The sequence below is a fragment of the Rhizorhapis sp. SPR117 genome (assembly GCF_021742065.1).
On the sequence record NZ_JAKKIE010000037.1, the window covers coordinates 13204 to 40020 of the forward strand.

25 protein-coding genes are annotated in these 26817 nt (G+C 57.0%); 9 read left to right on the top strand and 16 right to left on the bottom strand.

Annotated features, from left to right (window positions below):
* Nucleotides 1-116: 116 nt before the first annotated feature.
* From pnp to L3X40_RS14275, 12 genes are all read right to left on the bottom strand, one after another.
* Nucleotides 117-2408 (bottom strand): polyribonucleotide nucleotidyltransferase, encoded by a 2292-nt coding sequence (gene pnp / locus L3X40_RS14220; RefSeq protein WP_237366225.1) that lies wholly within the window; start codon nt 2406-2408, stop codon nt 117-119.
* A gap of 231 nt (nt 2409-2639) precedes the next feature.
* Nucleotides 2640-2909, bottom strand: a complete 270-nt coding sequence (rpsO, locus tag L3X40_RS14225) for a 30S ribosomal protein S15 (protein ID WP_237366226.1) — start codon at nt 2907-2909, stop codon at nt 2640-2642.
* A 16-nt stretch (nt 2910-2925) separates the two neighbouring features.
* Entirely contained in the window at nt 2926-3909 is a 984-nt protein-coding gene (gene truB, locus L3X40_RS14230) for a tRNA pseudouridine(55) synthase TruB (protein WP_237366227.1), read from the bottom strand.
* 9 nt (nt 3910-3918) lie between these two features.
* Nucleotides 3919-4329 carry a DUF6491 family protein gene (locus L3X40_RS14235; RefSeq protein ID WP_237366228.1) on the bottom strand — a complete coding sequence of 137 codons (411 nt, stop codon included), beginning with the start codon at nt 4327-4329 and terminating at the stop codon, nt 3919-3921.
* A gap of 107 nt (nt 4330-4436) precedes the next feature.
* Nucleotides 4437-4829 carry a 30S ribosome-binding factor RbfA gene (gene rbfA, locus L3X40_RS14240; RefSeq protein WP_237366229.1) on the bottom strand — a complete coding sequence of 131 codons (393 nt, stop codon included), beginning with the start codon at nt 4827-4829 and terminating at the stop codon, nt 4437-4439.
* A 2-nt stretch (nt 4830-4831) separates the two neighbouring features.
* A complete protein-coding gene (locus tag L3X40_RS14245) occupies nt 4832-5206 on the bottom strand; it encodes a helix-turn-helix domain-containing protein (RefSeq protein WP_237366230.1) in 375 nt (124 codons plus the stop codon).
* Entirely contained in the window at nt 5203-5454 is a 252-nt protein-coding gene (locus tag L3X40_RS14250; protein ID WP_237366231.1) for a type II toxin-antitoxin system RelE family toxin, read from the bottom strand. Before L3X40_RS14250 ends, L3X40_RS14245 begins: the two co-directional genes overlap by 4 nt.
* A 67-nt stretch (nt 5455-5521) precedes the next feature.
* Nucleotides 5522-8062 (bottom strand): translation initiation factor IF-2, encoded by a 2541-nt coding sequence (gene infB, locus L3X40_RS14255; RefSeq protein WP_237366232.1) that lies wholly within the window; start codon nt 8060-8062, stop codon nt 5522-5524.
* 66 nt (nt 8063-8128) lie between these two features.
* Nucleotides 8129-8797, bottom strand: coding sequence for a DUF448 domain-containing protein (locus L3X40_RS14260; RefSeq protein ID WP_237366233.1), 669 nt, complete (start codon nt 8795-8797; stop codon nt 8129-8131).
* Nucleotides 8798-8856: 59 nt separating this feature from the next.
* The gene (gene nusA, locus L3X40_RS14265; RefSeq protein WP_237366234.1) at nt 8857-10458 is read right to left on the bottom strand and encodes a transcription termination factor NusA; all 1602 of its coding nucleotides are present in this window, start codon (nt 10456-10458) and stop codon (nt 8857-8859) included.
* Between the two features lie 10 nt (nt 10459-10468).
* On the bottom strand, nt 10469-10993 hold the full coding sequence (gene rimP / locus L3X40_RS14270) for a ribosome maturation protein RimP (RefSeq protein ID WP_237366235.1): 525 nt from the start codon (nt 10991-10993) through the stop codon (nt 10469-10471).
* 184 nt (nt 10994-11177) lie between these two features.
* Nucleotides 11178-11948, bottom strand: a complete 771-nt coding sequence (locus L3X40_RS14275; protein WP_272907954.1) for an NUDIX hydrolase — start codon at nt 11946-11948, stop codon at nt 11178-11180.
* 222 nt (nt 11949-12170) lie between these two features.
* Between L3X40_RS14275 and L3X40_RS14280 the strand changes: the two genes are divergently transcribed.
* Nucleotides 12171-13055 carry an RcnB family protein gene (locus L3X40_RS14280; RefSeq protein ID WP_237366237.1) on the top strand — a complete coding sequence of 295 codons (885 nt, stop codon included), beginning with the start codon at nt 12171-12173 and terminating at the stop codon, nt 13053-13055.
* A gap of 33 nt (nt 13056-13088) precedes the next feature.
* Here the strand turns inward: L3X40_RS14280 and L3X40_RS14285 are convergent, their stop codons facing one another.
* Nucleotides 13089-13916, bottom strand: coding sequence for an arginyltransferase (locus L3X40_RS14285; protein ID WP_237366238.1), 828 nt, complete (start codon nt 13914-13916; stop codon nt 13089-13091).
* 312 nt (nt 13917-14228) lie between these two features.
* Between L3X40_RS14285 and L3X40_RS14290 the strand changes: the two genes are divergently transcribed.
* A complete protein-coding gene (locus tag L3X40_RS14290) occupies nt 14229-15677 on the top strand; it encodes a sugar transferase (protein ID WP_237366239.1) in 1449 nt (482 codons plus the stop codon).
* Between the two features lie 104 nt (nt 15678-15781).
* Here L3X40_RS14290 and L3X40_RS14295 read toward each other — a convergent pair whose 3' ends face one another.
* Complete coding sequence (locus L3X40_RS14295) at nt 15782-17032, bottom strand: threonine ammonia-lyase (RefSeq protein ID WP_237366240.1); 1251 nt, start codon at nt 17030-17032, stop codon at nt 15782-15784.
* A 97-nt stretch (nt 17033-17129) separates the two neighbouring features.
* Between L3X40_RS14295 and L3X40_RS14300 the strand changes: the two genes are divergently transcribed.
* The 3 genes from L3X40_RS14300 to L3X40_RS14310 are packed head-to-tail and all read left to right on the top strand — an operon-like array spanning nt 17130 to nt 20496.
* Nucleotides 17130-17999 (top strand): NAD(P)-dependent oxidoreductase, encoded by an 870-nt coding sequence (locus tag L3X40_RS14300; protein ID WP_237366241.1) that lies wholly within the window; start codon nt 17130-17132, stop codon nt 17997-17999.
* Entirely contained in the window at nt 17996-19693 is a 1698-nt protein-coding gene (locus L3X40_RS14305; RefSeq protein WP_237366242.1) for an amidohydrolase, read from the top strand. Before L3X40_RS14300 ends, L3X40_RS14305 begins: the two co-directional genes overlap by 4 nt.
* Nucleotides 19690-20496, top strand: a complete 807-nt coding sequence (locus L3X40_RS14310; RefSeq protein WP_237366243.1) for a class I mannose-6-phosphate isomerase — start codon at nt 19690-19692, stop codon at nt 20494-20496. Before L3X40_RS14305 ends, L3X40_RS14310 begins: the two co-directional genes overlap by 4 nt.
* A 1-nt stretch (nt 20497) precedes the next feature.
* Here L3X40_RS14310 and L3X40_RS14315 read toward each other — a convergent pair whose 3' ends face one another.
* Nucleotides 20498-22198 (bottom strand): DUF2079 domain-containing protein, encoded by a 1701-nt coding sequence (locus tag L3X40_RS14315; protein ID WP_237366244.1) that lies wholly within the window; start codon nt 22196-22198, stop codon nt 20498-20500.
* Nucleotides 22199-22718: 520 nt separating this feature from the next.
* On the opposite strand from L3X40_RS14315, the gene L3X40_RS14320 reads away from it, so the two are divergent.
* The 4 genes from L3X40_RS14320 to L3X40_RS14335 all read left to right on the top strand — a co-directional run bounded on the left by L3X40_RS14320 (nt 22719) and on the right by L3X40_RS14335 (nt 26270).
* Nucleotides 22719-23258: a class I SAM-dependent methyltransferase gene (locus L3X40_RS14320; RefSeq protein WP_237366245.1), complete on the top strand. Its 540-nt coding sequence runs from the start codon at nt 22719-22721 to the stop codon at nt 23256-23258.
* Between the two features lie 37 nt (nt 23259-23295).
* Nucleotides 23296-24051 (top strand): class I SAM-dependent methyltransferase, encoded by a 756-nt coding sequence (locus L3X40_RS14325; RefSeq protein ID WP_237366246.1) that lies wholly within the window; start codon nt 23296-23298, stop codon nt 24049-24051.
* Nucleotides 24052-24056: 5 nt separating this feature from the next.
* Nucleotides 24057-24932 (top strand): class I SAM-dependent methyltransferase, encoded by an 876-nt coding sequence (locus tag L3X40_RS14330; protein WP_237366247.1) that lies wholly within the window; start codon nt 24057-24059, stop codon nt 24930-24932.
* 591 nt (nt 24933-25523) lie between these two features.
* Nucleotides 25524-26270 carry a hypothetical protein gene (locus L3X40_RS14335; protein WP_237366248.1) on the top strand — a complete coding sequence of 249 codons (747 nt, stop codon included), beginning with the start codon at nt 25524-25526 and terminating at the stop codon, nt 26268-26270.
* 120 nt (nt 26271-26390) lie between these two features.
* On the opposite strand, the gene L3X40_RS14340 is transcribed toward L3X40_RS14335, so the two are convergent.
* The coding region (locus L3X40_RS14340) for an IS1595 family transposase (protein WP_237366249.1) at nt 26391-26817 on the bottom strand (427 nt) is incomplete at its 5' end.

Below are 26817 nucleotides of genomic sequence, written 5' to 3' on the forward strand. Positions count from 1 at the left end.
CTTACCGTTTCGTCCTCGCCAAGCAATTGATTGCTGTATCGCCTTCTTCACGCCAACATAAAAAAAGAGGCCCCGAATGGAGCCTCTTTCTTCTTTTTCCGATTTTGCGCCCGGGATCAGTCTTCCTGGGTAATGAAGCTGGGCAGGCCAGCGTCGCCGCCGTCCTCGCCACCTTCATTCCGGGGACCACGGTCACGACGCGGACCACGGCCACGTCCGCCGCGATCACCATCACCGCCGCGACCACCATCCCGGCGCGGGCCACGATCGCCACGCGGTTCGCGTGCCTCACGGGGCGGACGGGTATCTTCCAGTTCCTCGCCAGTTTCCTGATCAACCACACGCATCGACAGGCGAACCTTGCCGCGTGGATCAATTTCAAGAACCTTGACCTTGACTTCCTGCCCCTCGGACAGAACATCAGCCACCTTCTCGACACGCTCGGCGCGAATTTCGGAGACATGGACGAGGCCGTCCTTGCCACCCATGAAATTCACGAACGCGCCGAAATCGACCAGGTTCACGACTTTGCCATTGTAGATCTTGCCAACTTCGGCCTCCTCGACGATGCCGAGAATCCAGGCACGAGCCGCTTCGATCTGGGCGACATCGGACGAACTGATCTTGATCAGACCCTCATCGTCAATATCGACCTTGGCGCCCGTTTCAGCAACGATTTCACGAATGACCTTGCCGCCAGTACCGATGACTTCACGGATCTTCGACTTGTCGATCTGCAGCGTTTCGATCCGTGGAGCGTGGGCGGACAGTTCAGAGCGGGTATGATCCAGCGCCTTGGCCATTTCGCCCAGAATATGCGCGCGGCCCGCGTTGGCCTGTGCCAGTGCCTGCTTCATGATCTCTTCGGTGATGCCAGCGATCTTGATGTCCATCTGCAAGGACGTGATGCCCTCGCTGGTGCCTGCAACCTTGAAATCCATGTCGCCCAGATGGTCCTCGTCACCCAGAATGTCGGAAAGGACTGCAAAGTCCTTGCCTTCCAGGATCAGGCCCATGGCGATACCCGACACCGGACGCTTCAAAGGAACGCCCGCATCCATCATCGAGAGCGAACCGCCGCACACCGTTGCCATCGACGAAGAGCCGTTGGATTCGGTGATGTCGGACAATACGCGGATTGTATAAGGGAATTCGTCCTTGGTCGGCAACACAGGGTGCAGGGCGCGCCATGCCAGCTTGCCATGGCCCACTTCACGACGACCCGGCGCACCAAAGCGGCCGACTTCACCAACCGAGTAAGGCGGGAAGTTATAGTGCAGCATGAAGTTTTCATAGCTGAGGCCAGTCAGGCCATCGATCATCTGCTCGCTGTCCTTGGTACCCAGCGTGGTGGTGCAGATCGCCTGCGTTTCGCCACGTGTGAACAGCGCCGAACCATGGGTACGCGGCAGGAAGCCCACCATCGCCTCGATCGGACGGATCTGCGTGGTGGTACGGCCATCAATACGCGAACCATCCTTCAGGATAGCGCCACGAACGATTTCAGCCTCCAGCTTCTTCATCAGCTTGTTGGCGACCATCTGCGTCTGCGGCGTTTCCTCGGCGAACGCCACCTTGGCCTTCGCCCGGGCTTCATTCAGCGCATTGGAACGCGCCGACTTGTCGGTCAGCTTGTAAGCCGCAGCAATATCCTTGCCGATCAGCTTCTTCAGCTTGTCCTTGATCGCCGAATTGTCGTTGCCAGCATCCAGTTCCCACGGGTCCTTGGCAGCCTTTTCAGCCAACTTGACGATCGCTTCGATGACCTTTTTCGATTCGGTATGCGCATACATTACCGCGCCGAGCATGACGTCTTCCGAAAGCTCTTTGGCTTCGGATTCAACCATCATCACCGCGTCATACGTACCGGCGACAATCAGGTCGAGTTCACCTTCCTTCACTTCGTCGAGTGAAGGGTTGAGTTGATATTCGCCATCCTTGTAGCCAATGCGCGCGGCCGCGATCGGACCCATGAAGGGAACACCAGAAATGGTAAGAGCAGCCGATGCCGCGATCATGGCGACAATGTCCGGTTCAGTTTCACCATCAAAGGAAAGAACCTGCGCAATCACATTGATTTCGTTATAGAAACCTTCTGGAAACAACGGACGAACGGGACGGTCGATCAAGCGGCTGGTCAGCGTTTCCTTTTCGGTCGCGCCGCGCTCACGCTTGAAAAAGCCGCCTGGAATGCGTCCGGCGGCGGAGAATTTTTCCTGATAGTGAACGGTGAGCGGGAAGAAATCCTGCCCTTCCTTCACGGACTTGGCGGCGGTCACGGCGCACAGCACCACGGTTTCGCCATAGGTGGCCAGCACTGCGCCGTCCGCCTGACGGGCAACACGGCCCGTTTCGAGTGTCAGGGTTTTTCCGCCCCACTCGATTTCTACTTTCTTTACGTCAAACATGTATTTTCCTTCCTCCCGCCTGCCCTATGCAGACGGCGGCCTATGGTGCGGGCAAAGCCGGCCCGCGGCGGTTTCGGGGCTGGTTTCTCGCCCCACGGCCATTCCGTCGAATTACGGTCCGGCTTTATCTTGCACTGCGTACCCCGGCGAAGGCCGGGGTCCAATAGCAGCGCTGGAATTGGCTCCCGGCCTTCGCCAGGATACAAAAAGAGCGCCCGAGGGCGCCCTTCCTTACTTGCGAAGACCCAGCTTCGCGATAATCTCTGCGTAGCGCGCCGCGTCTTTCTTTTTCAGATAGTCGAGCAGGCTGCGGCGCTTGTTGACCATCATCAAAAGGCCACGGCGGCTATGGTTGTCCTTGTGGTGCCCCTTGAAATGTTCGGTCAGGGTCGTGATGCGATCGGTCAGGATTGCCACCTGGACTTCCGGAGACCCGGTATCGCCCTCGCCGCGGGCATGTTCGGTGATCAGTTCCTGTTTGCGCTCAGCAGTAATCGACATCGTCATCCTTTCAAAACTAGAGGTTAAACCCGCGAACGACCCGGACATTTCCGTCCGAAACCTCCACCAGCGCGACTGGAATATCTTCCAGCCATGCACAATGAAGTCCGTCATCTGCGGTTATCCCGTCCAAGACCTGACCCTGATGGATCAGCCTTGCCTGGCCGGGGGTGAGGCAAAGAGCCGGGATGTCGTCCAGCCCTGCCTCAAGCGGCAAGATTATGTCTTCAAGGGTGCGGCCTTTACCGCATTCCTGCAGTTTGTCCAGAGAAATCGCCTCTGCCAACGTGAAAGGACCTGCCTTCGTGCGGCGAAGCATAGAGACATGGCCAACGGTATGCAGCGCCAATGCGATGTCGCGGGCCAGCGAACGGATATAGGTGCCTTTGGAGACATGGGCGGTCAAAGTGATTTCATTTATTTCGTCATTCCCGCGCAGGCGGGAATCCATTTCCTGCCCGCTGATCCGGGTGATTGACTCGGGAGATGGATCCCCGCCTTCGCCGGGATGACGATAGGAGGCAGGGGAATAACAAATGGAGAGATCGTGAATCACCACCTCTCTCGTCTTCATCTCCACTTCTTGCCCCGCTCGCGCCAGATCATAGGCGCGCTGCCCATCAACCTTGAGTGCGGAGTAGATCGGCGGAACCTGCTCAATCGGCCCGGTAAAGCGGGCCAGTACGGCCTCCACCTCCGCCATTGCCGGACGATGATCCGAGGTCGCAATCACTGCGCCTTCGCGATCCAATGTATCGGTCTGCGTACCAAAACATATGGTGAAATCATAGATTTTGGACGCATCCAGCATCCGTCCCGCAAGCTTGGTCGCTTCGCCCAATGCTATAGGGAGTACGCCCGTCGCCAAAGGATCGAGCGTGCCGCCATGGCCGATCTTCGCCTTGGAATAGCCGCCATCGCGCAGCGCTCGCTTTACCGCCGCTACCGCCTGGGTCGATCCCAGCGCCAGCGGCTTGTCCAATATGATCCAGCCATTCACCCGTGCCGGTTAGCGCTCTTTGGCAGCTTTGTCAGCAGATTGCTTGTGATGCTTTCCCTTTGCTGGCGGCGGATCACTTTCGACCATATTTTGAATCGCACATCGCTGCCCTCTGACAATCACTGTTCCAAAATGATCAAGCGTATCGATCCCACGGGTTTCAAAGCCAATGGTCTCCACAAAAGGCAGATCAGGGCAGTATCCCATCAGCCGGGCATGATACCATTGCCCATGTATATCCTGGATATACAACGCCTCGCTGCCATCTGCGCTCCAATCGCGGATCGATCCTGAATTGACGAACGGTATCGATGCATTGCTGGTAGCAACCGGGGATTTCGGCGTTGCGCCTTTGCTTTCCTTGGCTATGACGGCGACCGAGACGATGAGTGCGGCCGCGATGGCTTCCTTGTATCGCATGGTGCGGCTCCTGTATTACATGAACCCCTACCTGCCAAAAATATGGTGGCGAACCCGCAGCAATCAAGTTACCAAGTGCCGTCGCATACCGTACCGGTGGAGGGGGCTTATTCTTCTTCGCCCAGATCGCGCGCCACTTTCGGATCGCGCAACAGGCGGTCGATATGCCCTCCCTGATCAAAGCTCTCATCGCTCAGGAATTTGATTTTCGCGGCATATTTCAATTTCGTCCGCGATGCGACTTCACGCTGAAAAAAAGCGGTGTGAGTCCGCAGGGCCTTGAGCACGACATCTTCGTCATTGCCCAGCAGTGGTTTCACGAACACAGTCGCATGACGCAGATCAGGCGACATACGCACTTCGGTGACGGAAACCAGATGGCTCGCAAGCACATCGTCATGCACATCCCCGCGCATCAGAATTTCCGACAGGATATGCCGCACCTGCTCCCCCACGCGCAGCACGCGGATCGAGGGAGAAAGATTTTCGACGCGGGCCATCGTCACTCCAAGGGAAGAATGTCGTCAATGGATACATCCAGTGCTTCGGCGAGCGCACGCCAAAGCGCAGGTTTGCCCTGACGATTTCCAGTTTCTATCTCGGAAAGATAGGATTTCCCGATCCCGGTCCTTTTACCCACCTGCTCCAATGTCATTCCCCGATATTTTCGCCATACCCGGAGCGCACTTTCTCCGCCCATGATCCGATCGACCATTTCCGCGGGCAGATATTCCTCACCCGTCAGGCGTCGCTGCTCAGCTGCGACGGCCGCAAGGGCGTCGGCACGATCCTCGACGATATCCAGCAGCTTTTGATAATCGTCTATAGGCAACATCGCCATTTTCTGTCCGGCGATCTCGACAATTTGAACCGTCATGACTTCACCTCATACGCCGAGCCGCGCGGCCCTATATCGTCGATCCACAATATATCTTCTTCGATACGAAAGATGATACGCCAGTCCTGAATGCGCAACCTGTATTCCGGCCTGCCCTGAAGGCGCCTGACATTCGCACTTTGCGACAATGGCTCAGCCGCTAACTCATCGATCTTCTGCCGGATTAACAGGCGCTTGTTAGATTTCAATAGCGCCCGCACAGCGGATTTTGAAAATCGAACCTCCATTGCATCATTTTACGGAATGTGAACTTTTCTACAACCTAAAAGATCACTATTCCGTAAAATTTGGGGATCACAACGTCCGCGCCCTTTCCTCGACCTCATAGGTCTCCAGATAATCGCCCGGCTTGATGTCGGTATGACCCACGAACGTCACACCGCATTCAAGGCCGGCGCGGACTTCCGCCACATCGTCCTTGAACCGCCGCAGCGACGCGATTTCGCCATTGTAGATGATGACATCGTCGCGGGTGACACGAGCCTTGAGCGCCTTGCGAATAAAGCCGTCGGTGACGAGCAGACCCGCCGCCTTGCCATGTTTGCCTGCCGAAAAGACATCGCGAATTTCGGCACGGCCAACAACGGTTTCAATCCGTTCGGGTCCAAGTTCGCCTGCCATTTCGCCCTTGATCTCCTCGATCAGGTCATAAATGACGTCATAATATTTCAGGCGAACCTTTTCGCGCTCTGCAACCACGCGCGCCTTGGCATTCGGGCGAACGTTGAAGCCGATGATCGGCGCATTGGAAGCGCCAGCCAGCGTCACGTCGGATTCAGTGATCGCACCAACGCCGCTATGCAGTACACGGACCTTGATCTCATCCGTCGATGCCTTGGCCAACGAACCGATGATCGCTTCCACCGATCCTTGCACATCGCCTTTGATAACCACCGGATATTCGATCATCCTGTCGTTGAGCACAGAGAACATATGTTCGACGCTCGACGGGGCGGACGTCGTGCGTTTCTTGGTGATGACCTCCTGGCGATAGGCGGCGACTTCGCGTGCCCGCGCCTCGTTTTCCACCACGCTGAGCAGATCGCCCGCTGATGGCACACCCGAAAGGCCCAGCACTTCGACCGGCATGGACGGGCCGGCTTCCTTCAGTTGCTGACCCTTTTCGTTCGTCATGGCCCGGACTTTGCCGCTTTCTGCGCCAACGACGAAGATGTCGCCAACCTTCAGCGTGCCCTTGCGTACCAATATGGTCGCAACCGGCCCGCGGCCCTTGTCGAGCTTTGCCTCTATCACAGTGCCTTCGGCCTGCCGATCCGGATTGGCCGTCAACTCCAGCAATTCGGCCTGAAGCAGGATTTTTTCGACCAATTCGTCAAGGCCGATCTTCTTGAGCGCAGATACTTCGACGTCCTGTACGTCGCCGCCCATCTGTTCGACGACGATTTCATGTTCGAGCAGGCGGGTACGGACCTTGTTGGGGTCCGCATTTTCCCTGTCGATCTTGTTGATCGCCACGATCATCGGCACGCCCGCCGCCTTGGTATGATTGATCGCCTCGATCGTCTGCGGCATCAACCCGTCATCGGCGGCAACCACCAGAATGACGATGTCAGTCACATTGGCGCCGCGCGCGCGCATTTCCGTAAAGGCCTCATGACCCGGAGTATCCAGGAAAGTGATCTTGTCGCCCGTAGCAACCTGCACCTGATAAGCGCCGATATGCTGCGTTATACCACCTGCTTCGCCCGCCACGACATCCGTACCGCGCAATGCATCGAGCAAGCTGGTCTTGCCATGATCGACATGGCCCATGATCGTGACTACCGGCGCGCGAGGTTTCAGTGTTTCGGTCGCGTCCTCGCTACCCTCAATGCCCAGCTCGACATCGGACTCGGACACGCGTTGAATGCGGTGACCAAATTCCTCCACCAGCAATTCGGCGGTATCCTGATCAATGACTTCGTTGATGGTCACCGGTGTGCCCATTTTGAACAGCGACTTCACCAGATCCGCACCCTTTTCGGCCATACGGTTGGCAAGTTCCTGCACCGTAATGCCTTCAGGCACGATAACGTCACGCACCTGCTTGACCTGCGGCTCACGCGAACCGCCCCCAATAAGGCGCTTTTCCTTTTCGCGAGCACGCTTGAGCGCGGCCAGCGAACGCGCGCGCGCGCCGCCGTCGCCGCCATCGGTCAATGCACGCGTGACAGTCAGCTTGCCTGACTGGCGACGGTCGTGATCACCCTTGGCGCGTGCAGGTTTCGGTTCAGGACGCTTGGGCGCCGCAACCGGAGTGAATTTGCGCGGAGGCGGAGCACGTTCGACCGTTTCCTTGGCCACCTCCTCGGTTCCCGCCTGTTCGGGAGCGTTCTCAACGGGTGTTTGCGTAACAAGGGGTTCACCCGCAGGCGCTTCTTCCGCCCGGACTTCCTGAGTCGTTACTTTTTCTTCGACTTCCTGTTTCTCGTCGGCGCGGCGCCGTTCTTCTTCAGCAGCCCTCTGTCGCTCCGTTTCCTGGCGACGACGCGCTTCCTCCAGCGCATTCATCCGCGCCTCTTCGGCTTCGCGCAGCAACTTGGCCTGCAGTTCCTGGCGGGACATCAGGCTATCTTGCGCCGACACGCGCGGCGATGGCGGCGGCGCCTTCGGAGCAGGAGCGGGCGCTGGTTTGGGCTTGACAGGCTCGGCCTGCACCGGCGGGGCTTCCGCCTCACCGGGCTTCCCGATGATACGGCGGCGCTTGACCTCAACCACGACCGTGTTCTTTCGGCCATGGCTGAAACTTTGCTGCACCTGCCCGGCTTCAACCGTCCGCTTCAGGCCCAAAGGCTTGCGGCCCAGTATCGGCTTTTCTGTTTCGCTGTCACTCATCGACTAAACCAGTTCCTTCAATCAACGTCCCGGCGCGGGGCAAATCCCCGGCCCATTATTAGTTCTTCAATCCACTGCAATTTCAGGCACGGCCTGACTTACAGGCGCCGCAATGTCCGTCCCGTTAGCGCATCCCAGGAAAACTTGCCAGCGGCCAAGCATTTCACCGACACGGGCCGCTGCCCTTTTGTCGGTAATCGCAACGTGAACCACATTGTCACGTCCCATTGCCATAGATAAGTGCGCGCGGTCTACAGGCAAGACTGTCCCTGCAAGATCACTGCCCTCACGTTCCATCCCCACGCGCCATGCCTGATCCAGTTTTCGGCACCCATCGGACCGGGCATCGGCGGCATGAAGAAGCAGCGTCACCTGTCCCCGCCGCGCGGCGACTTCGATCTTTTCCGATCCGGTCAGCAACATGCTGGCGCGCGCCTCCAGCCCCAGACGGTCGAGCACCGCTTGCTTAAGCGCCGCATCGATCCGTTCGGCCAAATCGTCGGGCACGATAAAATCCGATGTCTTGTAGGCGCGGGCCAGCGCCCCTTTCAGCTTGCCCTTGGTGAGAGCAGCCTCAAAACTGGTGCGATCCACGCCAATCCATGCACCCCGGCCGGGCGCACGGGCGCGCACGTCAGGCGCAACCTGTCCGTCGGGACCAAGAGCCAGACGGATCAGGCCATCGCGTACTTCGCGGTCACCAGAAAGAATGCAGCGGCGGGTGTTTTCAACCATACGCCCCTCCCATCAATGGGAGGAAGTTGGAAAATGTCCGCCTACAAACGTCTAGCGTGTCATTGGGAAGGTTCCGCAACGGCGTCCTCCCCTTTTTCCTCATCTTCGAACCAGTGCGCGCGGGCGGCCATGATGGTTTCGTTGCCCTGCTCTTCACTCAGGCCATATTCGGCCAATATGCCACCCTTGTCCTCAACCGTTTCCTTGCCGCGGCGACGGCCTTCGGGCCGCTTGCGGGCAATGAGTTCGTCCGTGGCAAGATCGGCAAGATCATCCAGCGTCTTGATACCGGCCTTGCCCAGCGTCACCAGCATCGCCTCGGTCAGATTGGGCATCTCCGCCAGTGCATCCTCGACGCCCAGCGCGCGGCGTTCCTCACGGGCGGCAGCTTCACGACGCTCCAGCGCCTCCAGCGCCCGATTCTGAAGCTCTTCGGCCAGCTCTTCGTCAAAGCCTTCGATACCGGCCAGTTCCTCAATGCCGACATAGGCGACTTCTTCCAGCTCGCCAAAGCCTTCGGCGACCAGAAGCTGCGACAGCGTTTCATCTACATCCAGTTCGCCCTGGAACAGTTCGGAACGGGTTACGAATTCCTTCTGCCGCTTCTCGCTGGCATCTGCCTCCGTCATGATGTCGATGGCTGACCCGGTAAGCTGGCTGGCAAGACGCACATTCTGGCCGCGACGACCAATGGCGAGCGACAGCTGATCGTCGGGAACGACGACTTCGATCCGGCCCTCATCCTCGTCGATGACCACACGGCTGACGGTCGCAGGCTGCAGCGCGTTGACGACAAAGGTCGCCGTATCTTCCGACCAGGGGATGATGTCGATTTTCTCGCCCTGCATTTCCTGTACGACGGCCTGAACGCGGCTGCCCTTCATACCGACGCAGGCGCCCACGGGATCGATGCTGCTGTCATGGCTGATGACACCGATCTTCGCGCGGCTACCCGGATCACGAGCAGCGGCCTTGATTTCAATGATGCCATCGTAGATTTCGGGCACTTCCTGCGCGAACAGTTTCTTCATGAAGTCGGGATGCGCGCGGGAAAGGAAAATCTGCGGCCCGCGATTTTCGCGGCGGACGTTCAGGATGAGCGAACGAACGCGATCGCCGACACGAACGACCTCGCGGGGAATCTGCTGATCCCGGCGGATAACACCCTCAGCGCGCCCCAGATTGACGACGACATGGCCAAATTCGACGCTTTTCACAACACCCGTGATGATTTCGCCGACGCGATCCTTGAATTCCTCATGCTGGCGTTCCCGCTCTGCATCACGGACCTTCTGAAAAATAACCTGCTTGGCCGACTGCGCATCAATGCGGCCAAGGTCGATGGGCGGCAATGGATCGACAATGAAGTCGCCGACCGTAGCGCCCGCTTGCAGCTTCTGGGCGGCCTTCACGTCGACCTGCTTGAAGAAATCCTCAACCTCCTCAACCACTTCGACGACACGCCACAGGCGCAGGTCGCCATTTTCCGGGTCGAGCTTCGCACGAATGTCGTTTTCCGCGCCATAACGAGCGCGGGCCGCGCGCTGAATCGCATCCTCCATCGCCTCGATTACGATGGCCTTGTCGATCATCTTTTCCGATGCAACGCTGTTGGCGATAGCGAGCAATTCGGCCTTGTTGGCGGAAATGGCGGTAGCCATGGCTGTATCCTTATCCTTCCGTTTGAATGTCGTCCGCGCCTTCAGTCGAAAGCGGCATTGTAGCAGTAATGAGCGCGTCGGTCAGCATCAGCTTTGCGCTCTGTATATTGGCAAAGGCGATCGTCAGGTCGCCGATCTTGCGGTCGGACAAGGCAATGACATCGCCTTCCGCACCCTTCAGCGTGCCCGTGAATTGTTTGCGGCCATCCTGCGGTTCGATCAGACTGATCCGTGCCTCATGTCCGGCCCAGTCGGAAAAATCCGATAGCCGGGTCAGCGGTCGGTCGATCCCGGGGGAACTGACTTCCAACCGATAGGCCTCCTCGATCGGATCGACCTCATCGAACAGTTCAGAGATACGGCGCGAAAGGGCAGCACAGTCTGCGATGTTGAGCTGTCGCGTTTCCGGGCGCTCGGCCATGATCTGCAACGTACGGTCGTCATCGCCGCCAAACAGCTTCACCCGCACAAGCGAAAAGCCCAAAGCCTTCGCCTCGGGTTCGATAAGCTGCGTCAATGTGGCGATATCCGCCATCCATACTCCAGTTCAATACATGCGCTTTTGCCGCCGGCCCCTTCCGGCGCCAGCCCCAACATTTTTAACGATGTCGAGAGATGAACAGGCATATAACCGCAAGTTGCACAAACCGCAAGAACATCCGCATAACAGAACCCGGAAAACCGAACAGATCATCCTTGGCGCAGAATCCGTCTGAATTTCAGCCTCTATGCGTCGTTTCCAGAGCCTCGGACGTTATCGGATAACCAAGTTCATCGGGAATGCAGAGGTAGCGACCATCGCTTCGCTCCTCGATCCAGGGCGAGATAGTCGTGACGGGCGTCGACCGCGCATGAGTGCTGGCAGATTCGAAATCAGGAAATTGCGCCAATCGCTCAAGATTGCGCCTGGTCGGAAAAATCACATGCGCTTCGCCCCTTTCGGCACGATTCAGTACGTCGCGCGCACTTGCCCATAACAGATGCACATTTTCGGTCGCATCGACACGCGCCGCATGGCTTTCATCAGGCAATCGCGCCAGATAGAAACGTGTGTCGTATATGCGTGCGTGCTGCATTTTGGGATGCCAACGGGCAAAGGGCACCAATTGCTCAAGATCAAGGCCCAATCCATGTTCGGCCAGCAACGCAGCCAGGCCTTCTCCTGCTGTCATGCGGTCACGAATCTGTCCCGTAACGACCGCGTCGGGCAAGGTGGCAAATCCCAACGCCAGCCCGCATTCCTCCAACGTCTCGCGGATGGCCGCCACGCGGGCAGTGGCTTCCTCCAGTTCCAGCCCCGCGCCATGGAGCATGGCCAGTTCAGCGTCCTCAGAATCGATGGCCCCACCGGGGAAAACCAATGCACCGCCTGCAAACTCCATTTGCCGCGAACGCTCCATCATTAATAATTCCGCAGGACCATTTGCCCGGTCACGGAAGATGACAAGGGTAGCGGCGGCCCGTGTCGGAGGAAGATTGGCTGTAATCATCCGCCAACGGTAAAGCAGAAACAGGTGCAAGCGATAGAGTAAAATGCAGGATCATCCGTCCCGGTTTTGATCTCTGGCGGATTTGAATCTTTGCCCCGCATCGGGACAGGATACCCCGCTTTCGTCATGGAAAAGCAGCCCCAAAAATGCTAAATGACTTGTTAATATTGTGCTTTCCGCACGATGGAACGCATCGGCAATTGCTTATGGGAAGTGGCGAACATGCGAAGGATTCTCCTGTCTGGACTGGCGCTTGGGGTAGCGGGACTCACATCGCCCGCAATGGCCGCCGGCGAAGCGGCTGGCACAGGTCGCGCCCATATCTCCGGCACGAACATCCAACGCGCAATGCCAGCCCACCCGAGGAACGCAAATCGCTGGAGCAATCGCACTGACGCACGCTGGCATGGGAGTTGGGCCGCTCCGGACGGAGGGAAAGTCCGGCAGCGGCTCGTCCATGGCTTTGTCCTGCCTCGCTACTGGACCCAACCCACCTTCTATATTGCCAATGCGTCTGCTTACGGCCTGACAACCCCACCTTATGGTTATGGCTGGTCACGCTATTATGACAATGCGGTGCTGACCGACCGCTATGGACGGGTTTACGACTATCGAAGCGATATACATTGGGGCCGGAGCGGCAATCGCAATGACAGGCCCGTCTATCGCGATGCGCCCGCACCACAGCTGCGGAATTATGATTATGGCATATATCAGGACGATATCGTCACTTACCGCGATGACCATGATGATGATGCGGAATATCGCGGCACCTGGACGGGAACGTGGGTCGGCGAAGATGGCCGAACCTATAGCGGCAGCTATACCGGCGCCTATTATGACGATGGGGACAATCGAGCACCCCATTGGCAGTATGATGATACCGCGCCCGCAATGGCGCCGGCCCTCCCCTATGACATGGGCACCTATGCCAACGGCTATTATTATCCAGCGCCCACGATCACCACAGTGGTCGTTCACCCATCGGTGACCACGACGACCACGACCTTCATCGAAGAGGAAGTCAGTTACTCTGCGCGGAAAAAAGCCTGGAAACCGAATGCAAAATCGAAGCTGGTGCAAAGATCGGCATGCGCCTGTAAATAGGTCTGTGCGTCAGCACTCGATTGCGATCAGCGTTTATTTGCGGAAGATACCGGCCAGTTCCATCGGCAAATGCCCTTCGTCGAAAACGCTTGCGACCGTGACTTCACGGATCGCCTGTTCCTGCTCATCAGGATCAAAGCGCGTCCATCCATTCTTGCTCAGGCGTTCAAGAGGACGATAGCGAATCTTGTACTGCATCCGCTTTGACCCTTCGACCCAATAACCCAGATAGACATAGGGCAGGCCCGCACGGCGGGCGCGGATGATGTGATCCATGATGATGAAATTGCCAAGGCCAGGCCGGTCAACATGATAGGGGTCGAAAAAGCTGTAGATCATCGACAGCCCATCGCTTTGCCGGTCGGTCAGACATGCCCCGACCAGACGGCCCGGCGCTCCGTTTTCCGAGGGTTCCCGATATTCGATGACGAAACTGTCAACCGGGGTCTGTTCGACCATGTCGGCGAAATCCATCTCATCCATCTCGGTCATGCCGCCGCCGGGATGGCGCGCCTTCAGGTAGCGCTGAAGCAGATCATATTGCTCATCGGTCGACCAGGGCTTGCACGCCGTGACGATCAAATCGTCATTGCGGCGAAGCAACTTGCGCTGCGTTGCGTTGGCACGGAACTCATCCGTAACGACACGAACGGAAACGCAGGCATTGCAGCCCGCGCAGCTGGGACGATAGGCGACATTCTGACTGCGCCGAAAGCCGATGCGGCCAAGCGCGTCATTCAATTCCGATGCATTTTCCCCGCTGAGCTCCGTAAACACCTTCCGCTCACTCCGCCCCGGCAGATAGGGACAAGGACTGGGGTTGGTTACGAAAAACCGTGGGAACCGAAAGGGCGCTGTCACCGACTCTCCGACCTCGTTCTGCTGTTGTTCAGACTCCGTTAAACACGACTATGCCGCCCGAAATTCTATATGAAAAGCGTGTTTACCACGAAAGATGGTCCTGAAGCATATTTTTGGTCGAACAAAGCAACCGCAACGGTCAAAATAAGGGCCGCGATTAAGGAATCCTTCGTTCCTCCGCTGCTATGACAGCTTCTCGCCATGGGGCAAAGCGTTGCTTTCATGGTTATCATGGCCTAATCCATGATGCATATGGGGCATGCATCGCGGGACGATGGCCGCGCCAAATGCCCATCGGCCAGGACTTAACCTATGGCGACATTGCCGGAACAGGATGCCGTTACCGCCACGACCGACGCCGTCCATCCCCTGCCTGCGCTCCCTGCGTCTGAAGACGCCGGGAAAGCCGCAAGTCATTTCAGCCCCCGCCGCACGCGTGTCCGCCTGATGGTCAAGGCCGTGATTGGTCTTGCCGACATCAGTGTCATATTCCTCAGCTTCACCCTTGTCAGCCTGCTCTACCGGGATGCAGCACTGGATGCGCAAACATCGAAGACGTTAGCGCTGGTGATCCCCGTTTTTGCCGGCATCGCGATCAGCAACGGCGCCTATACGACATCGGTCGTCGAACGGCTGATGCCTTCGCTCTACAAGACACTGACGGCGTTCCTGTTCGCGGTCGGGATTTCTATTCTCGCGGTCTTTCTGCTGAAATCATCGGAATCATTTTCCCGCGGCGTGTTCGGGCTTGGCACCGGCGTTGGCCTGATTGGACTGACGTTCAGCCGAAAGCTGTGCTGCTCCATTCATCGCCACCATTTCGGACGACAGTTCATCAATGAGCTGCTGATCAACCACCGCCCGCCCAAAGCGATTGCCGAACCCGATCATGTCATCGTCATCGACGCCGAACGGGAGGGGCTAGTTCCTGATCCCGACGACCATGACATGATGACCCGTATTGGCGCGCTGGTCAAAAATGCTGACAGCATTACGGTCAATTGCGCCACCGAGTTGCGCGACGCATGGTCTTTCGTATTGAAGGCGGCGGATGTGCAGGCGCAGATCGTCTATCCTGAACTCGATCGCATCGGTGCACTGCGCATTGGCCATTTTGGCGATTCCACCACGTTAGCCGTATCGCTCAGCCCGCTTAGCCTGCCCAACCGGATCGTAAAGCGCGCGTTCGATCTGGCCGTATCGGTGCCCGCAGTGATCCTGCTCGGCATCCCGATGCTGGCCATCGCTGCGCTGATCCGTATCGACAGCGCCGGACCGGCCTTATTCAGGCAGACCCGCATCGGCCGAAACAATCAGCCCTTCATGATGCTGAAATTCCGGTCCATGGCAACCGGGCGGCAGGACGATGCGGCACGTCAGCTCACCCGGCGCGATGACGATCGCCTGACCCGGATCGGCGCCTTTCTGCGCAAAACCAGCCTGGATGAACTACCACAAATATTAAACGTGCTGATGGGGGATATGAGCATTGTCGGTCCCCGTCCCCACGCGGCGCAGGCGCTGGCCGGCGAATCTCTCTATTGGCAGGTCGATAACCGGTACTGGCACCGCCATGCGATCAAGCCGGGCATGACCGGCCTTGCGCAAATTCGCGGTCATCGCGGCAACACCTTCCGCGAGGACGATTTGCGCGACCGGCTGCAGTCGGATCTCGATTATATCGTACAATGGTCGCTGCTATCCGACATTCTCATCATCATCAGCACCTTTCGGGTACTGCGCCATGACAATGCGTTTTAGCGCGGGCAGCGTGAAATCTGAATCACGCAGCCCGCTCTATGTTTTTTGTTGTCGCATCGTTTATTACGGAAAACCGGTTCCCACTTTTCCGCACGATGCTTTAGTCAGGCCAGTTCGACAGGCGTGACTTCATAACCCGCAGCACCAAGCGCCGCGACCAGTTGATCAAGATGCGCCCGGTCACGCGTTTCGCATTCGATGTCGGTGATCAACCCCTTGGCGGGCAGCGTCGTAAAGACCCGCTGATGATAAATCTCGATGATGTTGACCTGTTGTTCATCGAAAATCCGCGCGACATGAAACAAGGCGCCCGGACGGTCCTGCAAACGAATGCGCAGGCGGGCAAGGCGGCCTGATCGCGCCAGATCGCGCAGCAATACATTGGCGAGCAGACGCGTATCGATATTGCCACCGCACAGCACCAAACCGATGGTGCGCCCCTGGAATCGATCCTTGTGCGCCAGCAACGCGGCAAGGCCCGCCGCACCTGCGCCTTCGACCACCGTTTTTTCAATTTGCAAAAGCAGGCTGACCGCCTGTTCGAGATAGCGTTCGCTTACCAGCACAATGTCGTCGGCCAGCGCCTGAACGAATTTACGCGTCAGTTCGCCCGGCTGCTTGACAGCGATACCCTCGGCCAGCGTATCGCCTTCGCAGGCAAGGTCCTCGCCCTTCACATTGGCGTACATGGACGGATACAGCTCTGCCTGCACCCCGATGAGGCGGATATCGGGCTTGAGCGCGCGCGCCGCCGTGCCCATGCCGGAAAACAGGCCGCCGCCGCCAATCGGCACCACCAGCGTGTCGATGTCCGGCGCATCTGCCAGCATCTCCAGCGCGACAGTGCCCTGCCCCGCGATGATGTCCGGCTCATCAAAAGGATGCACGAAGGTCAGGCCGCGCTCTACCTCCAGCTTGCGACTATGTGCATAGGCTTCCTCGAATTTCTCGCCATGCAACACGACCGTCGCGCCATGGCCTTCGGTCTGCATCACCTTCACCGTCGGCGTTGTTTTTGGCATGACGATGGTGACCGGCACGCCCAGACGCGCGCCATGATAGGCAAGACCCTGCGCATGATTGCCCGCCGAGGCTGCAATAACGCCTTTCTTGCGCGCTTCATCGCCCAGCAACAGCAAGCGGTTGAGCGCGCCGCGTTCCTTGTAGGCGGCCGTGAACTGCAGATTTTCGAACTTCAAATAGACTTTCGCACCGATCATTTCGGACAAGGTGCGACTGAGCAATGTCGGCGTCCGCACGATCGACGCGCCAATCCGCATGTGCGCGGCACGAATATCCGCGATCGTGACGGGCAGCGCGGTTGCGTCGACGGGAATCTTTTTCTGTTCGTTCATGGCGGCCAAGCCCTAGGATCGAAAACCGAACAATTCAAGCAGCGCTTTGGCAAGATCAAGCCTAGCATCACATGAAAACAGGCTTTATGCGGAGCTTATGGCAAAAATCGCATTTATCGGCTTGGGAATCATGGGCGGACCAATCGCGGGGCATCTCGCCGCGGCCGGACATGAATTGATCGTCTTCAACCATTCCAGGGCAAAGTCCCTTGCATGGGTTGAAAAACATGGCGGCGAGGCCGCTGCCAGTCCAGCCCTTGCGGCGCAAGACGCCGCCATCGTTATCAGCTGCGTCGGCACTGACGATGATCTGGCCATGATTACATTGGGCAAGGATGGTGCATTTCGCACCATGAAGCCAGGCAGCCTGTTTATCGATCACACCACTGTTTCGGCCCGAATAGCCCGTCAATTGTTCGTCGAGGGCGAAAGCCGCGGCATTGTCTGTATTGATGCCCCCGTATCGGGCGGACAGGCAGGCGCGGAAAACGGAACATTGTCCATCATGTGCGGCGGCACGGATGAAGCGCTGGCTGCCGCGCAACCCATCATGCAGGCCTATGCAAGCCGCATTGTCCATGTCGGTCGTGCCGGTGCGGGCCAGACGACCAAGATGGTCAACCAGATCGCCATTGCCGGCGTGTTGCAGGGCCTGTCCGAAGCCCTGCGCTTTGCCCAGGCGAGCGAACTCGACCTCGAGCGGGTTTTCGAGGCGATTTCGGGCGGCGCGGCGCAAAGTTGGCAAATGGATCATCGCTGGAAAACGATGGCGCAGGACAGCTTCGATTTCGGTTTTGCCGTGGACTGGATGCGCAAGGATCTGGGCCTTGCGCTGGACGAGGCCCGCGTCAATGGCGCGACCTTGCCAGTGGCGGCCATTGTCGATCAATTCTATGCCGATGTGCAGGCGATGGGCGGCAGTCGTCAGGATACAAGCGCACTGGTCCGGCGGCTTACCCGCTCATGAGACATCCTCTGCGCATTCCCAAAGGATGGCTTGCCGTCCTTGCTGCCCTCACCCTCCCCACGCCGCTGTTGGCAAGCGGACTGATCGACAATGTCAACGGCTTCACCCTTGATGCCAAGGGCAAGGTCCAGCGTTTCGAGGGCCTGCTGATCGATGATCATGGCAAGGTCGAAAAACTGTTGCAGCACAAGGACAAACGTCCCGAAAAGCTTGATTTCAAAACCGACGGCAAAGGCCGCACGCTGATGCCGGGCCTGATCGACGCACATGGTCATGTCATGGCGCTGGGTTTTCAGGCACTGACCCTTGATTTGAGCGGCACACATTCACTTGTCGAAGCGCTGGCGAAAGTCGCGGCCTATGCGCAGGCCTATCCAGCGCGCCGCTGGATCATCGGTACTGGCTGGGATCAGGAAGACTGGGGCCTGAAAGAATTTCCGACCGCCGCCGAAATCGATGCGGTTCTGCCTAGTACGCCGGTCTGGCTGCAACACGCAGGCGGCCATGTTGGATGGGCAAACAGCAAGGCGATGGAACTGGCCGGCGTCAGTGCGACGACCAAAAGTCCCGAGGGTGGCCGGATCGAAATGCACCACGGCGCGCCCAGCGGCATTTTCGTGGACGCCGCGCAATCACTGATCGAAAAGGTTGTTCCCACTCCGCTGCCCAAGGAACGTGATCTGGCGCTGGCCAAAGCCCAGCAAAAGCTTTTGAGCCTTGGCGTTACGACAATCACCGACATGGGCACCAGCCTGGACGACTGGCAGGCCTTTCGCCGCGCCGGTGACCGTGGAAAGCTGGGGATAAGGATCCTTTCCTATGCAGCGGGCATTGATACGCTGCTCAATACGGCAGGATCGGAACCCACACCATGGCTATACGATGACCGTTTACGCATGGTCGGCGTCGAATTGCTCCTCGACGGCGCGCTGGGGTCGCGCGGTGCATGGCTCAACGCGCCTTACGCCGATGCGCCGGGGCAAAGCGGCCTGTCGCTGATGACCACCGCACAGCTTCGCAACCAGATGAGCAGAGCCGCGATGGACGGGTTTCAGGTGGCCGTGCACGCCGTTGGCGACAAGGCGAACGCCGAATTGCTCGACGCCATCGACGAACTGGCGCAAACCTATACCGGCGACCGGCGCTGGCGCATCGAACACGCACAGATCGTCGATCCCGCCGACCTTCCCCGCTTTGCGCAACACGGCATCGTCGCTTCGATGCAGCCGGTGCAGGCAGCATCCAACCGGCGCATGGCGCAGACGCGCATGGGAGAAGAGAAACTGGGCGGCGCCTATGCCTGGCGATCGATACTGGACAATGGCGTGCCTTTGGCCTTTGGCTCGGACGTGCCTGTCGAAACGGCCAACCCCTTTCCGGGCATCGCGGTTGCCATGACCCGCGAAGATGCCAGCGGCGAACCCTTTGGCGGATGGCAGCCAGAACAGCGAATTTCACTGGAAGACGCGCTCCAGGCCTATACCGTCGGCGGCGCTTATGCAGCCTTTGCCGAGGATCGCCTGGGAACCCTGACGCCGGGCAAGGATGCCGATTTCGTGATCATGGACAGCGACATCAGCATCGCCGCCCCCGCCGATATCCGCGCGGCCAGCATTCGCGAAACCTGGGTCGGCGGCAAACCGCAATTTGTCCGCAAGGATGGCGCGGCTCCCGACAAAAGGAGTGAGCGATGACCGCTGTCCAGCTCACCACCAAATATGTCGAGAAACCGTGGGGACGGACCGACATTCCCGCGATCTTCCCCAACCCCGATGCACGGCGCATCGGCGAAATCTGGTTTGACGGCCCCGCAAGACGGCACCCCCCGCTGCTGGTCAAATATATCTTCACCAGCGAAAAACTTTCGATCCAGGTGCATCCTAACGATACCTATGCGCGCGCCCATGGTCTTCCGGGCGGCAAGGAGGAGTGCTGGTACATATTGGATGCGGAACCCGATGCGAGGCTTGGCGTAGGCCTGACGCAACAGCTTGACAGCGATGCATTGCGCGCCGCGGCGCTGGACGGGTCGATCGAACAGATGATGGATTGGAAGCCGGTTAAGCCAGGCGATTTCTTCTTCATCCCGGCAGGCACCGTCCATGCCATCGGGGCTGGGATTACGCTGGTCGAGGTGCAGCAGAATGTTGATGTCACTTATCGGCTCTATGACTATGGCCGCCCGCGCGCACTGCATCTGGACGATGGCGTAGCGGTCAGCTGCGCCCAGCCCTATCCCCTGCCCGCGCGCAGCATTCCTTTGGGAACGGACGCCTGCCTGATGCCGGATGCGCCCTTCAAATTGGGGCTGAAATCCACGGCAGCGGGCAGTGAGATCTCCCTACCCTCCGGCCCGTCGCCCTTCTGGTTCATTCCCTTGGACGGATCAGGCCGGATAGACGGGCAGGACTGGCAGGGCAGCGAATGCTGGCTGGTCGAAGGCGGCGCTGACGTTGCTGTTTCCGAACCGGCTAATGTGCTGATCGCAGGCCTGTAAATTACCGCCAATCGGACCGCGTAAAGGTCAGCGGCTCCTGGCCACAGCCGATCCGCGCCAGATACGCCCGCTTCATCGCCCGCCCCTTTGACCAGCGGACGCTGACCTTGGACGGCGGCACGCCCAGCGGCAGAAAATGGGTTTGGTCAAAGATGCGTACCTTGTACTTACGGCATAACGGCGCAAGCTTGTCGAAATCCACAAAGTCCAGATCCATCAGGATCGGCCGGCTCAGCACGCCATTTTCTATACGCACAATATCCTGAATGAACACGCCCGCCCGCGTATCGACCAGAACGACATCGGCATCGATACTCTTGGCCATATGATAGGCGCGGGCATAAGGCTTGACGAAATCATGCGCCTTTATGGTCAGAAACACCGTCACAAGAGCCGCAAAACCCACCGACAGCCAGACAGGTTTCAGCGAAAGCGACTTGTCCGGCCCCGACAACCTGATCCAGCCAAAGCCCGCGAGCAGGCAGAAAGGACCGATCAACCCATGCAGATAGCGATAGCCCCACCCATGCCCCTGATACACCATCAGCGCCAGCCCCAGCCCGCAGCAAATAGCAAGCGGCAGAACGATCGAGGCATCCTTGGAAACAAAACTGCGCCACCGAAGCTGCATGGCACCGAGGGCTGCCAGCGGCAGAAGCAGGACATTGTTCCATGCGATGAAACGCGCGAGGTTCAGCAGCGGCAGCATGTCTCGTCCGAGCCGATGATTGATCAGCAGTTCGATGCGCGATACCAGGTCGATATGCTTGCCGCCCTTCAAGGGTACCGTCGCGCTGTAAATATCACTAAGCAGCGCAGGATAGAACTTGCCCCAGACCACGGCGATCGCGGCATAGGCGAGCACATAATATGCCGTCAGAGCCCAGCGACGCCGGACGAGAATCCAGAAAATGAAACCTGCCGCAAACAGGGGATGAAAATGCATCTGGTGCAAGCCGCTCGCCAGGACTGCGACCAAAACCGCGCCTGCATGTCCTTTCCAGTCATCGCGCAGGAACAAGGCAAGCCAGACCAGATTTAAAGCAAAGTGCGTTGCCATCGCATAGGCGGTCATTGACATGACCAATAGCTGCGTCGAAGAAAAGGCCAGCAGCAGCGTTACCAGAACAGCATCAGGCCGATCGGAGAAAAGCCTTCGCGCAATACGCCAGAGCGCCAGATAACCGATGGCCAGGAACAAGGGACTGGTAAGCGCGGGGTCTGCGAAATAGGACACAAGCGCCCGGAATGCTGCGTGAATTGGCAAATAGTTCGATACCCAGGCGACATGTCCGCCCTGGGTACTCATGAAGATGGGATTGATACCCCGGACATAATCCTGCCATTCCAACGGGATGGGCATTCCCAGCATGCCGCTGCGAATATAAAAGGTGGCGAATTCCGCCATTTGCTCGTCGCGGGACAATGAATAACCTGCAAAAACCAGATAATGCCCTACCCATGCTACCAGCGTGGCGACCAGGATATAGCCACCAATCAGCGCAGGCGATGGTAAGCGTGCGGGGGAGAAACCTGCAAAATTGCGCTGTGTCAGATAAATGAGAAACAAAACTGCGCAAAACAGAGCATAACGGTCCTGGGCCACGAAAAACATTTGCGGAAGCGAGTAATAGCGACTCAGCACAAAATGAAAAATATAGACAAGGCCGATCCAAGCGGTAACGAACCCCGCCGACCACAAGAAAAATCTCTTTGTGTTTATCATCTTACCCGCAGACCACGCCTGAATTTGAATAGGAATCGTCCCTTATCGTCCTCAATGCCAATAGACCAGCCCTGCGTTTTCAGGGTCAGCACCATGTGAAGTTGTGCCAAGGCTGATAACCATGCGTAATCAAGGGGCGATTTATACAAGCCAGGTGCGAAGCGCCGAAGGCTTGCGCCAGGAAAAAATTGATGCAAGACACCGTCTGTGCCTCTATCTGCCTGATATTTTGAGAAGATCATGTCATCCCAACGCAGCAAGTCCAACACGAGATGAACAGGACCACTGGAGATGACGGATGCTAACATTCCGCCGTATTGTAAAAGCTCTGGGCAAACATGCATCAAAAAGCTGGATCATGACCCGCAAGTTTGCCGGCGCGCGTCCTGCTCATCAATGCCCGGCCTGCGACAATCATGTGATCGCTTTCTTCCGGTACGGGAAAACCGAACATTGGGGTTGCCCCGAATGCGGGGCATCACCAAGGGAAAGGCTAATGAATTTCGCCATTACGAGCGAACGCTTGTCAGTACCCCGCAACGGCAAAATCCTGCACATCGCGCCTGGCGAACATAGTCTGGTGAAACGGTTCCGTCAGGCCGCAGCGGTCTATGTCCCTGCAGATCTGGCTCCCTCGCGTTACATAGTCACCGGAATGCAGCGGCTCGATTTGATGCTGTTGGATGAAGCCGATGAGTTTGACCTCATCTATGCCTCGCACGTCATGGAGCATGTTCCCGATGACGGTGTGGTCCTGCAAAACCTTTACAAGGCGCTAAAGCCGGGAGGGCAGGCATGGCTCATTGTCCCTCTGTATGATGGCCAGACATTCGACGGCAGGTTCGACATGTCACCCGGTCAGCGCGAAAAACTTTTCGGCCAGTGGGATCATGTACGCCAATATGGCATAGATTTCAGGGAGAGAATTGAGAGGGCAGGCTTTAGGGTCTCACAAGTATCGGCACGAGATTTCTGTAACGGGGACCAAACCAGGTATGGACTGGATGAGGTGATATTCGTTGCATCCAAGCAATGATTGCTTTCCGCGGTTCACGTTTTCGAGGAGCGTCCTGATGTATCCTAATAGTGCTGCGGACCGCATTCAGCGTGAAAAAGATTATCACGACGACCGATTTTCTGATGAAACTCGGACATCTCAACATAAATATTATTTTGCCGTCAGTAATGCCTTTGATCATTACAAGGATATGGTGAATGAATATTCTCAAAATTCCGACATATTAGAATATGGGTGCAGCTTCGGTAATAATTGCATTGCGCTCGCCGACAACGCAAAATCCGTCACCGGAATTGATATATCCGATGTTGCTATTTCCAAGGCGCGTGAGAATGCGGTGAATGGCAAAAAGACAAACTGCAAATTTTTCACGATGAACGCGGAACACATGACTTTCAGCGACGAAAGCTTTGATCTGGTTTTTGGCAGCGGTATCATACACCATCTCAACATTGAAAGTGCAGTTCGGGAGGTCCTTCGCGTCCTGAAACCGGGTGGAAACTTCCTTTTCATTGAACCTTTGGGTGGCAATCCTGTATTCAATATCTATCGTGCGCTCACACCAAGAAGCCGAACCGTCGATGAAATGCCACTTCGATCGAACCATTTAAGCTATATCCAGCAACAGACTGCAGCGTGCGAAATTAGGTACTATGGCTTCACATCCTTGCTTTCCGTTCCCGTGCAAAGATTTGGCATTAGCAATCTACTACGCAAAATTCTTGTTGAGATTGACCAGTTGCTTTTTCGTATAAGAATTTTTCAAAACATGGCGTGGTTTTCTATAATAAAAGGTAGCAAGGGAGAATAATGAATATGAGCGACGTCATAGGCCCTTTCGGCCCGGCTCGCCAAGTAGCGTCTATGTCTTCTGACCATATAAAGGCCATGTACCGACACAAATGTGGCGTAGAAATAGATATGTCTGCGGCGACTGATGGTCTGGTTCAACTATTTGAATGCCAAGCCACAGGTTATCGATTTTGGCGCCCGATCGAACTGGCCGGTGACGAGGAGTTCTACCAAAAACTCGATCTCAACTGGCCTAACTATTATCAAAGACGGCGGTGGGAATATAGTTTTGCTCTTTCCGCGATCAAAGGATGTTCCTCTTTCTTGGAAATAGGGTGTGGCCGTGGATTTTTCCTTCGCTCAACAGAAGGTCATGTCACTCAAGCACATGGACTGGAATTCAACAAGGACGCCATTAAAAACAAAGTTACAAATTGGGACATAAGTCACAAAACGATCGAAGAATTGGCCGAAAAGCAATCATCTGCCTTTGACGCGATCAGCGCCTTTCAGGTTCTGGAGCACGTCATCGATCCGAACGAATTTCTGCGGGCCTGCCTGAACGCCCTCAGACCCGGTGGGCAATTAATTATGAGCACACCGAACCCCAATTATGTGCCACACCAATTACGGCAGGACGCCTTCGACCTTCCTCCACATCACATGGGTCAATTCTCGCATGACACCTATCGACGCCTTGCACAGCATCTTGGGCTGGATATTGTGGCAATTCACGTGCAACCGCGCACAGCACGTGGCGAAGACGTCAATCTCGCAACGAAAAGAAGTGCTGTTTATAAAATAGCCCGCGCGATTGGGTATCTGCCAATGAATATCGCCTATTGGCTCAACGAGGAGCCCGGACCAAATATCTTGGCGATCTTTCGCAAGCCAGAATAGACTGGCCATTAATAATCCCGTTTATCCCCTTGACGCATGTGTGACTCGCCAAGCATGAAAAGTCCCGTTATGCAGGTGGAATGTCATTCGACGCGCTCTTCAATGCCCCTAAACTGATAGCCCGCCCGCCGGTCTGGACCAGAAGTAATCCGGAGAACTCCGTACTTTGGTTCGACACTGAAATAGAAATCGACGGCATCACTGAGGCCAATTTCACGCTTCATGGCGAGTGCCGCATCGACATGATCGACCACAATGTCGGGCTAGAGTTGGTATACCGAACCGCGAACGGGTATCGCCGTCACTCGCTCGCGCGAATTGATTGGCGGTCGATTAGAGGCGGGCACAGTAACCCCCGGAGGAGCGGTTGGCCCCGCCCCGTGGCGCGCGCTCCCGACACACACTATCATTCATTCGAGCTTAACTGGCTATCTGGCACAAAGATGAGACCGGGCGATTTGCCCATCGCGGAGGAAATTGCTGAGGAACTTCAAACATTTGAGTCGCTAAGGGAGTTGGCTGGAATCTTGTTCCGAATCAGTAACATAGACATTGTGCCCCGGCCCCCTTGGGAGTATAAGTTGCTTTAGAATGGCTAGCGCACCCATCATTGACTCAGCCCTCAAGGCAGCGGCGGAAGAAGCTGCGCACGACCTTGTGTCAGTGCGCCATTGGGGTGACGCAAGCTTCGTCAGTCTGCCTCTTATTAATCCAGACGGGTCAAGTTCAACGGTTCGCATCAAGCGCGCACCTGGAGGATTTCAGGTCGATGATGCTGGCTTCACATATCGCGATCTGAAGCGAGCCGGTGCTGATCGTTCTTTTTCCCGTGCTGCTTCGAAGGCTGCTGAACGCGACGATCTCCAAGTCGATAATAAAGTGATTTCTGTTCGGGTTACAGCGGACGAGCTTGCTAGAGCAATTTCTGATGTTGGACTCGCTGCATGGTCGGTCTTGGATACGGTCTATGAACGCTTAAATGCCGAAGAAGCAGAAATAGCGGAGAGCTTGCGGGAGAGATTGCTCAAGATTTTTGCCGCCAGTGTAGATGAAGCAAAATCTATTCCGGGCATGTCAACAAACCCTTGGGAAGTCACGGGGATTGTTCGGCAAGGGGAGCATGTCGCTGTATTCCAAGCCGTCGCAAATCACGCAAACTCGGTTTATCGAGCGAGTGCCGCATTCCATGACCTTGCCGCGCTCCCGGTGCCGCCGACATTGATTTCAGTTGTTCGTGACAGGAAAGCGCTTGGGGCAAAGCTATCGCTTCTGGCGCAGGCGGGTCGTGTTATTGAATATGATCAGGCGGACGATGTATTTATGAGGGCCGCAGCATGACCAATCTAACGTTGGCCGAAGCGTTGGCCACTAATCGCTTAGACGCATTCGTCTCGCAGGCAGAATCCGAAGGAATAGGCCCCATTGATCGCTCTCAGTTCGAGACGTTGGTAGGGGCTGTCACAGCGCCCCGACCAGAAGATCAAACATCCCGTTCACTCGCTCGCGGTTCGAAGCGCGGAAAGTAAACTCACTCAGATAGCGTTGCATGTGCTTACCGCTGATCTGGACATGGGTTGACCGAACCGATGCCTTGAACAGCCGCCAGAAGCCTTCCACGGTGTTGACGTGGTGGTTCTCGCCAGTGTGGTAGTCGTAGAACGCATATTCCTTCGCGCCGTGCTTCACAGTGCCATGCGTGAACCCATCGCCCTTGAGTAAATTGTAGGAAACCAGTTCGTCGGTCGAAACGACCGAACCCGGCTCCACATTATCCAGCACAACGCCGCGAAGCGTGTCTTTCTTAACATCGGTATAAACGGCGGAGTAAAAATGTACCACTGACGGGTCTTTTGGGGTCCGTTCATTTCGGAGTAAAAGTGTACCG

Bases quoted from the DNA above. Each gene is read 5' to 3' on its own strand.
- pnp (WP_237366225.1), bottom strand. From the start codon at position 2,408: ATGTTTGACGTAAAGAAAGTAGAAATCGAGTGGGGCGGAAAAACCCTG.
- rpsO (WP_237366226.1), bottom strand. From the start codon at position 2,909: ATGTCGATTACTGCTGAGCGCAAACAGGAACTGATCACCGAACATGCC.
- L3X40_RS14235 (WP_237366228.1), bottom strand. From the start codon at position 4,329: ATGCGATACAAGGAAGCCATCGCGGCCGCACTCATCGTCTCGGTCGCC.
- rbfA (WP_237366229.1), bottom strand. From the start codon at position 4,829: ATGGCCCGCGTCGAAAATCTTTCTCCCTCGATCCGCGTGCTGCGCGTG.
- L3X40_RS14245 (WP_237366230.1), bottom strand. From the start codon at position 5,206: ATGACGGTTCAAATTGTCGAGATCGCCGGACAGAAAATGGCGATGTTG.
- L3X40_RS14250 (WP_237366231.1), bottom strand. From the start codon at position 5,454: ATGGAGGTTCGATTTTCAAAATCCGCTGTGCGGGCGCTATTGAAATCT.
- infB (WP_237366232.1), bottom strand. From the start codon at position 8,062: ATGAGTGACAGCGAAACAGAAAAGCCGATACTGGGCCGCAAGCCTTTG.
- L3X40_RS14260 (WP_237366233.1), bottom strand. From the start codon at position 8,797: ATGGTTGAAAACACCCGCCGCTGCATTCTTTCTGGTGACCGCGAAGTA.
- nusA (WP_237366234.1), bottom strand. From the start codon at position 10,458: ATGGCTACCGCCATTTCCGCCAACAAGGCCGAATTGCTCGCTATCGCC.
- rimP (WP_237366235.1), bottom strand. From the start codon at position 10,993: ATGGCGGATATCGCCACATTGACGCAGCTTATCGAACCCGAGGCGAAG.
- L3X40_RS14275 (WP_272907954.1), bottom strand. From the start codon at position 11,948: ATGATTACAGCCAATCTTCCTCCGACACGGGCCGCCGCTACCCTTGTC.
- L3X40_RS14280 (WP_237366237.1), top strand. From the start codon at position 12,171: ATGCGAAGGATTCTCCTGTCTGGACTGGCGCTTGGGGTAGCGGGACTC.
- L3X40_RS14290 (WP_237366239.1), top strand. From the start codon at position 14,229: ATGGCGACATTGCCGGAACAGGATGCCGTTACCGCCACGACCGACGCC.
- L3X40_RS14295 (WP_237366240.1), bottom strand. From the start codon at position 17,032: ATGAACGAACAGAAAAAGATTCCCGTCGACGCAACCGCGCTGCCCGTC.
- L3X40_RS14300 (WP_237366241.1), top strand. From the start codon at position 17,130: ATGGCAAAAATCGCATTTATCGGCTTGGGAATCATGGGCGGACCAATC.
- L3X40_RS14305 (WP_237366242.1), top strand. From the start codon at position 17,996: ATGAGACATCCTCTGCGCATTCCCAAAGGATGGCTTGCCGTCCTTGCT.
- L3X40_RS14310 (WP_237366243.1), top strand. From the start codon at position 19,690: ATGACCGCTGTCCAGCTCACCACCAAATATGTCGAGAAACCGTGGGGA.
- L3X40_RS14320 (WP_237366245.1), top strand. From the start codon at position 22,719: ATGAATTTCGCCATTACGAGCGAACGCTTGTCAGTACCCCGCAACGGC.
- L3X40_RS14325 (WP_237366246.1), top strand. From the start codon at position 23,296: ATGTATCCTAATAGTGCTGCGGACCGCATTCAGCGTGAAAAAGATTAT.
- L3X40_RS14330 (WP_237366247.1), top strand. From the start codon at position 24,057: ATGAGCGACGTCATAGGCCCTTTCGGCCCGGCTCGCCAAGTAGCGTCT.
- L3X40_RS14335 (WP_237366248.1), top strand. From the start codon at position 25,524: ATGGCTAGCGCACCCATCATTGACTCAGCCCTCAAGGCAGCGGCGGAA.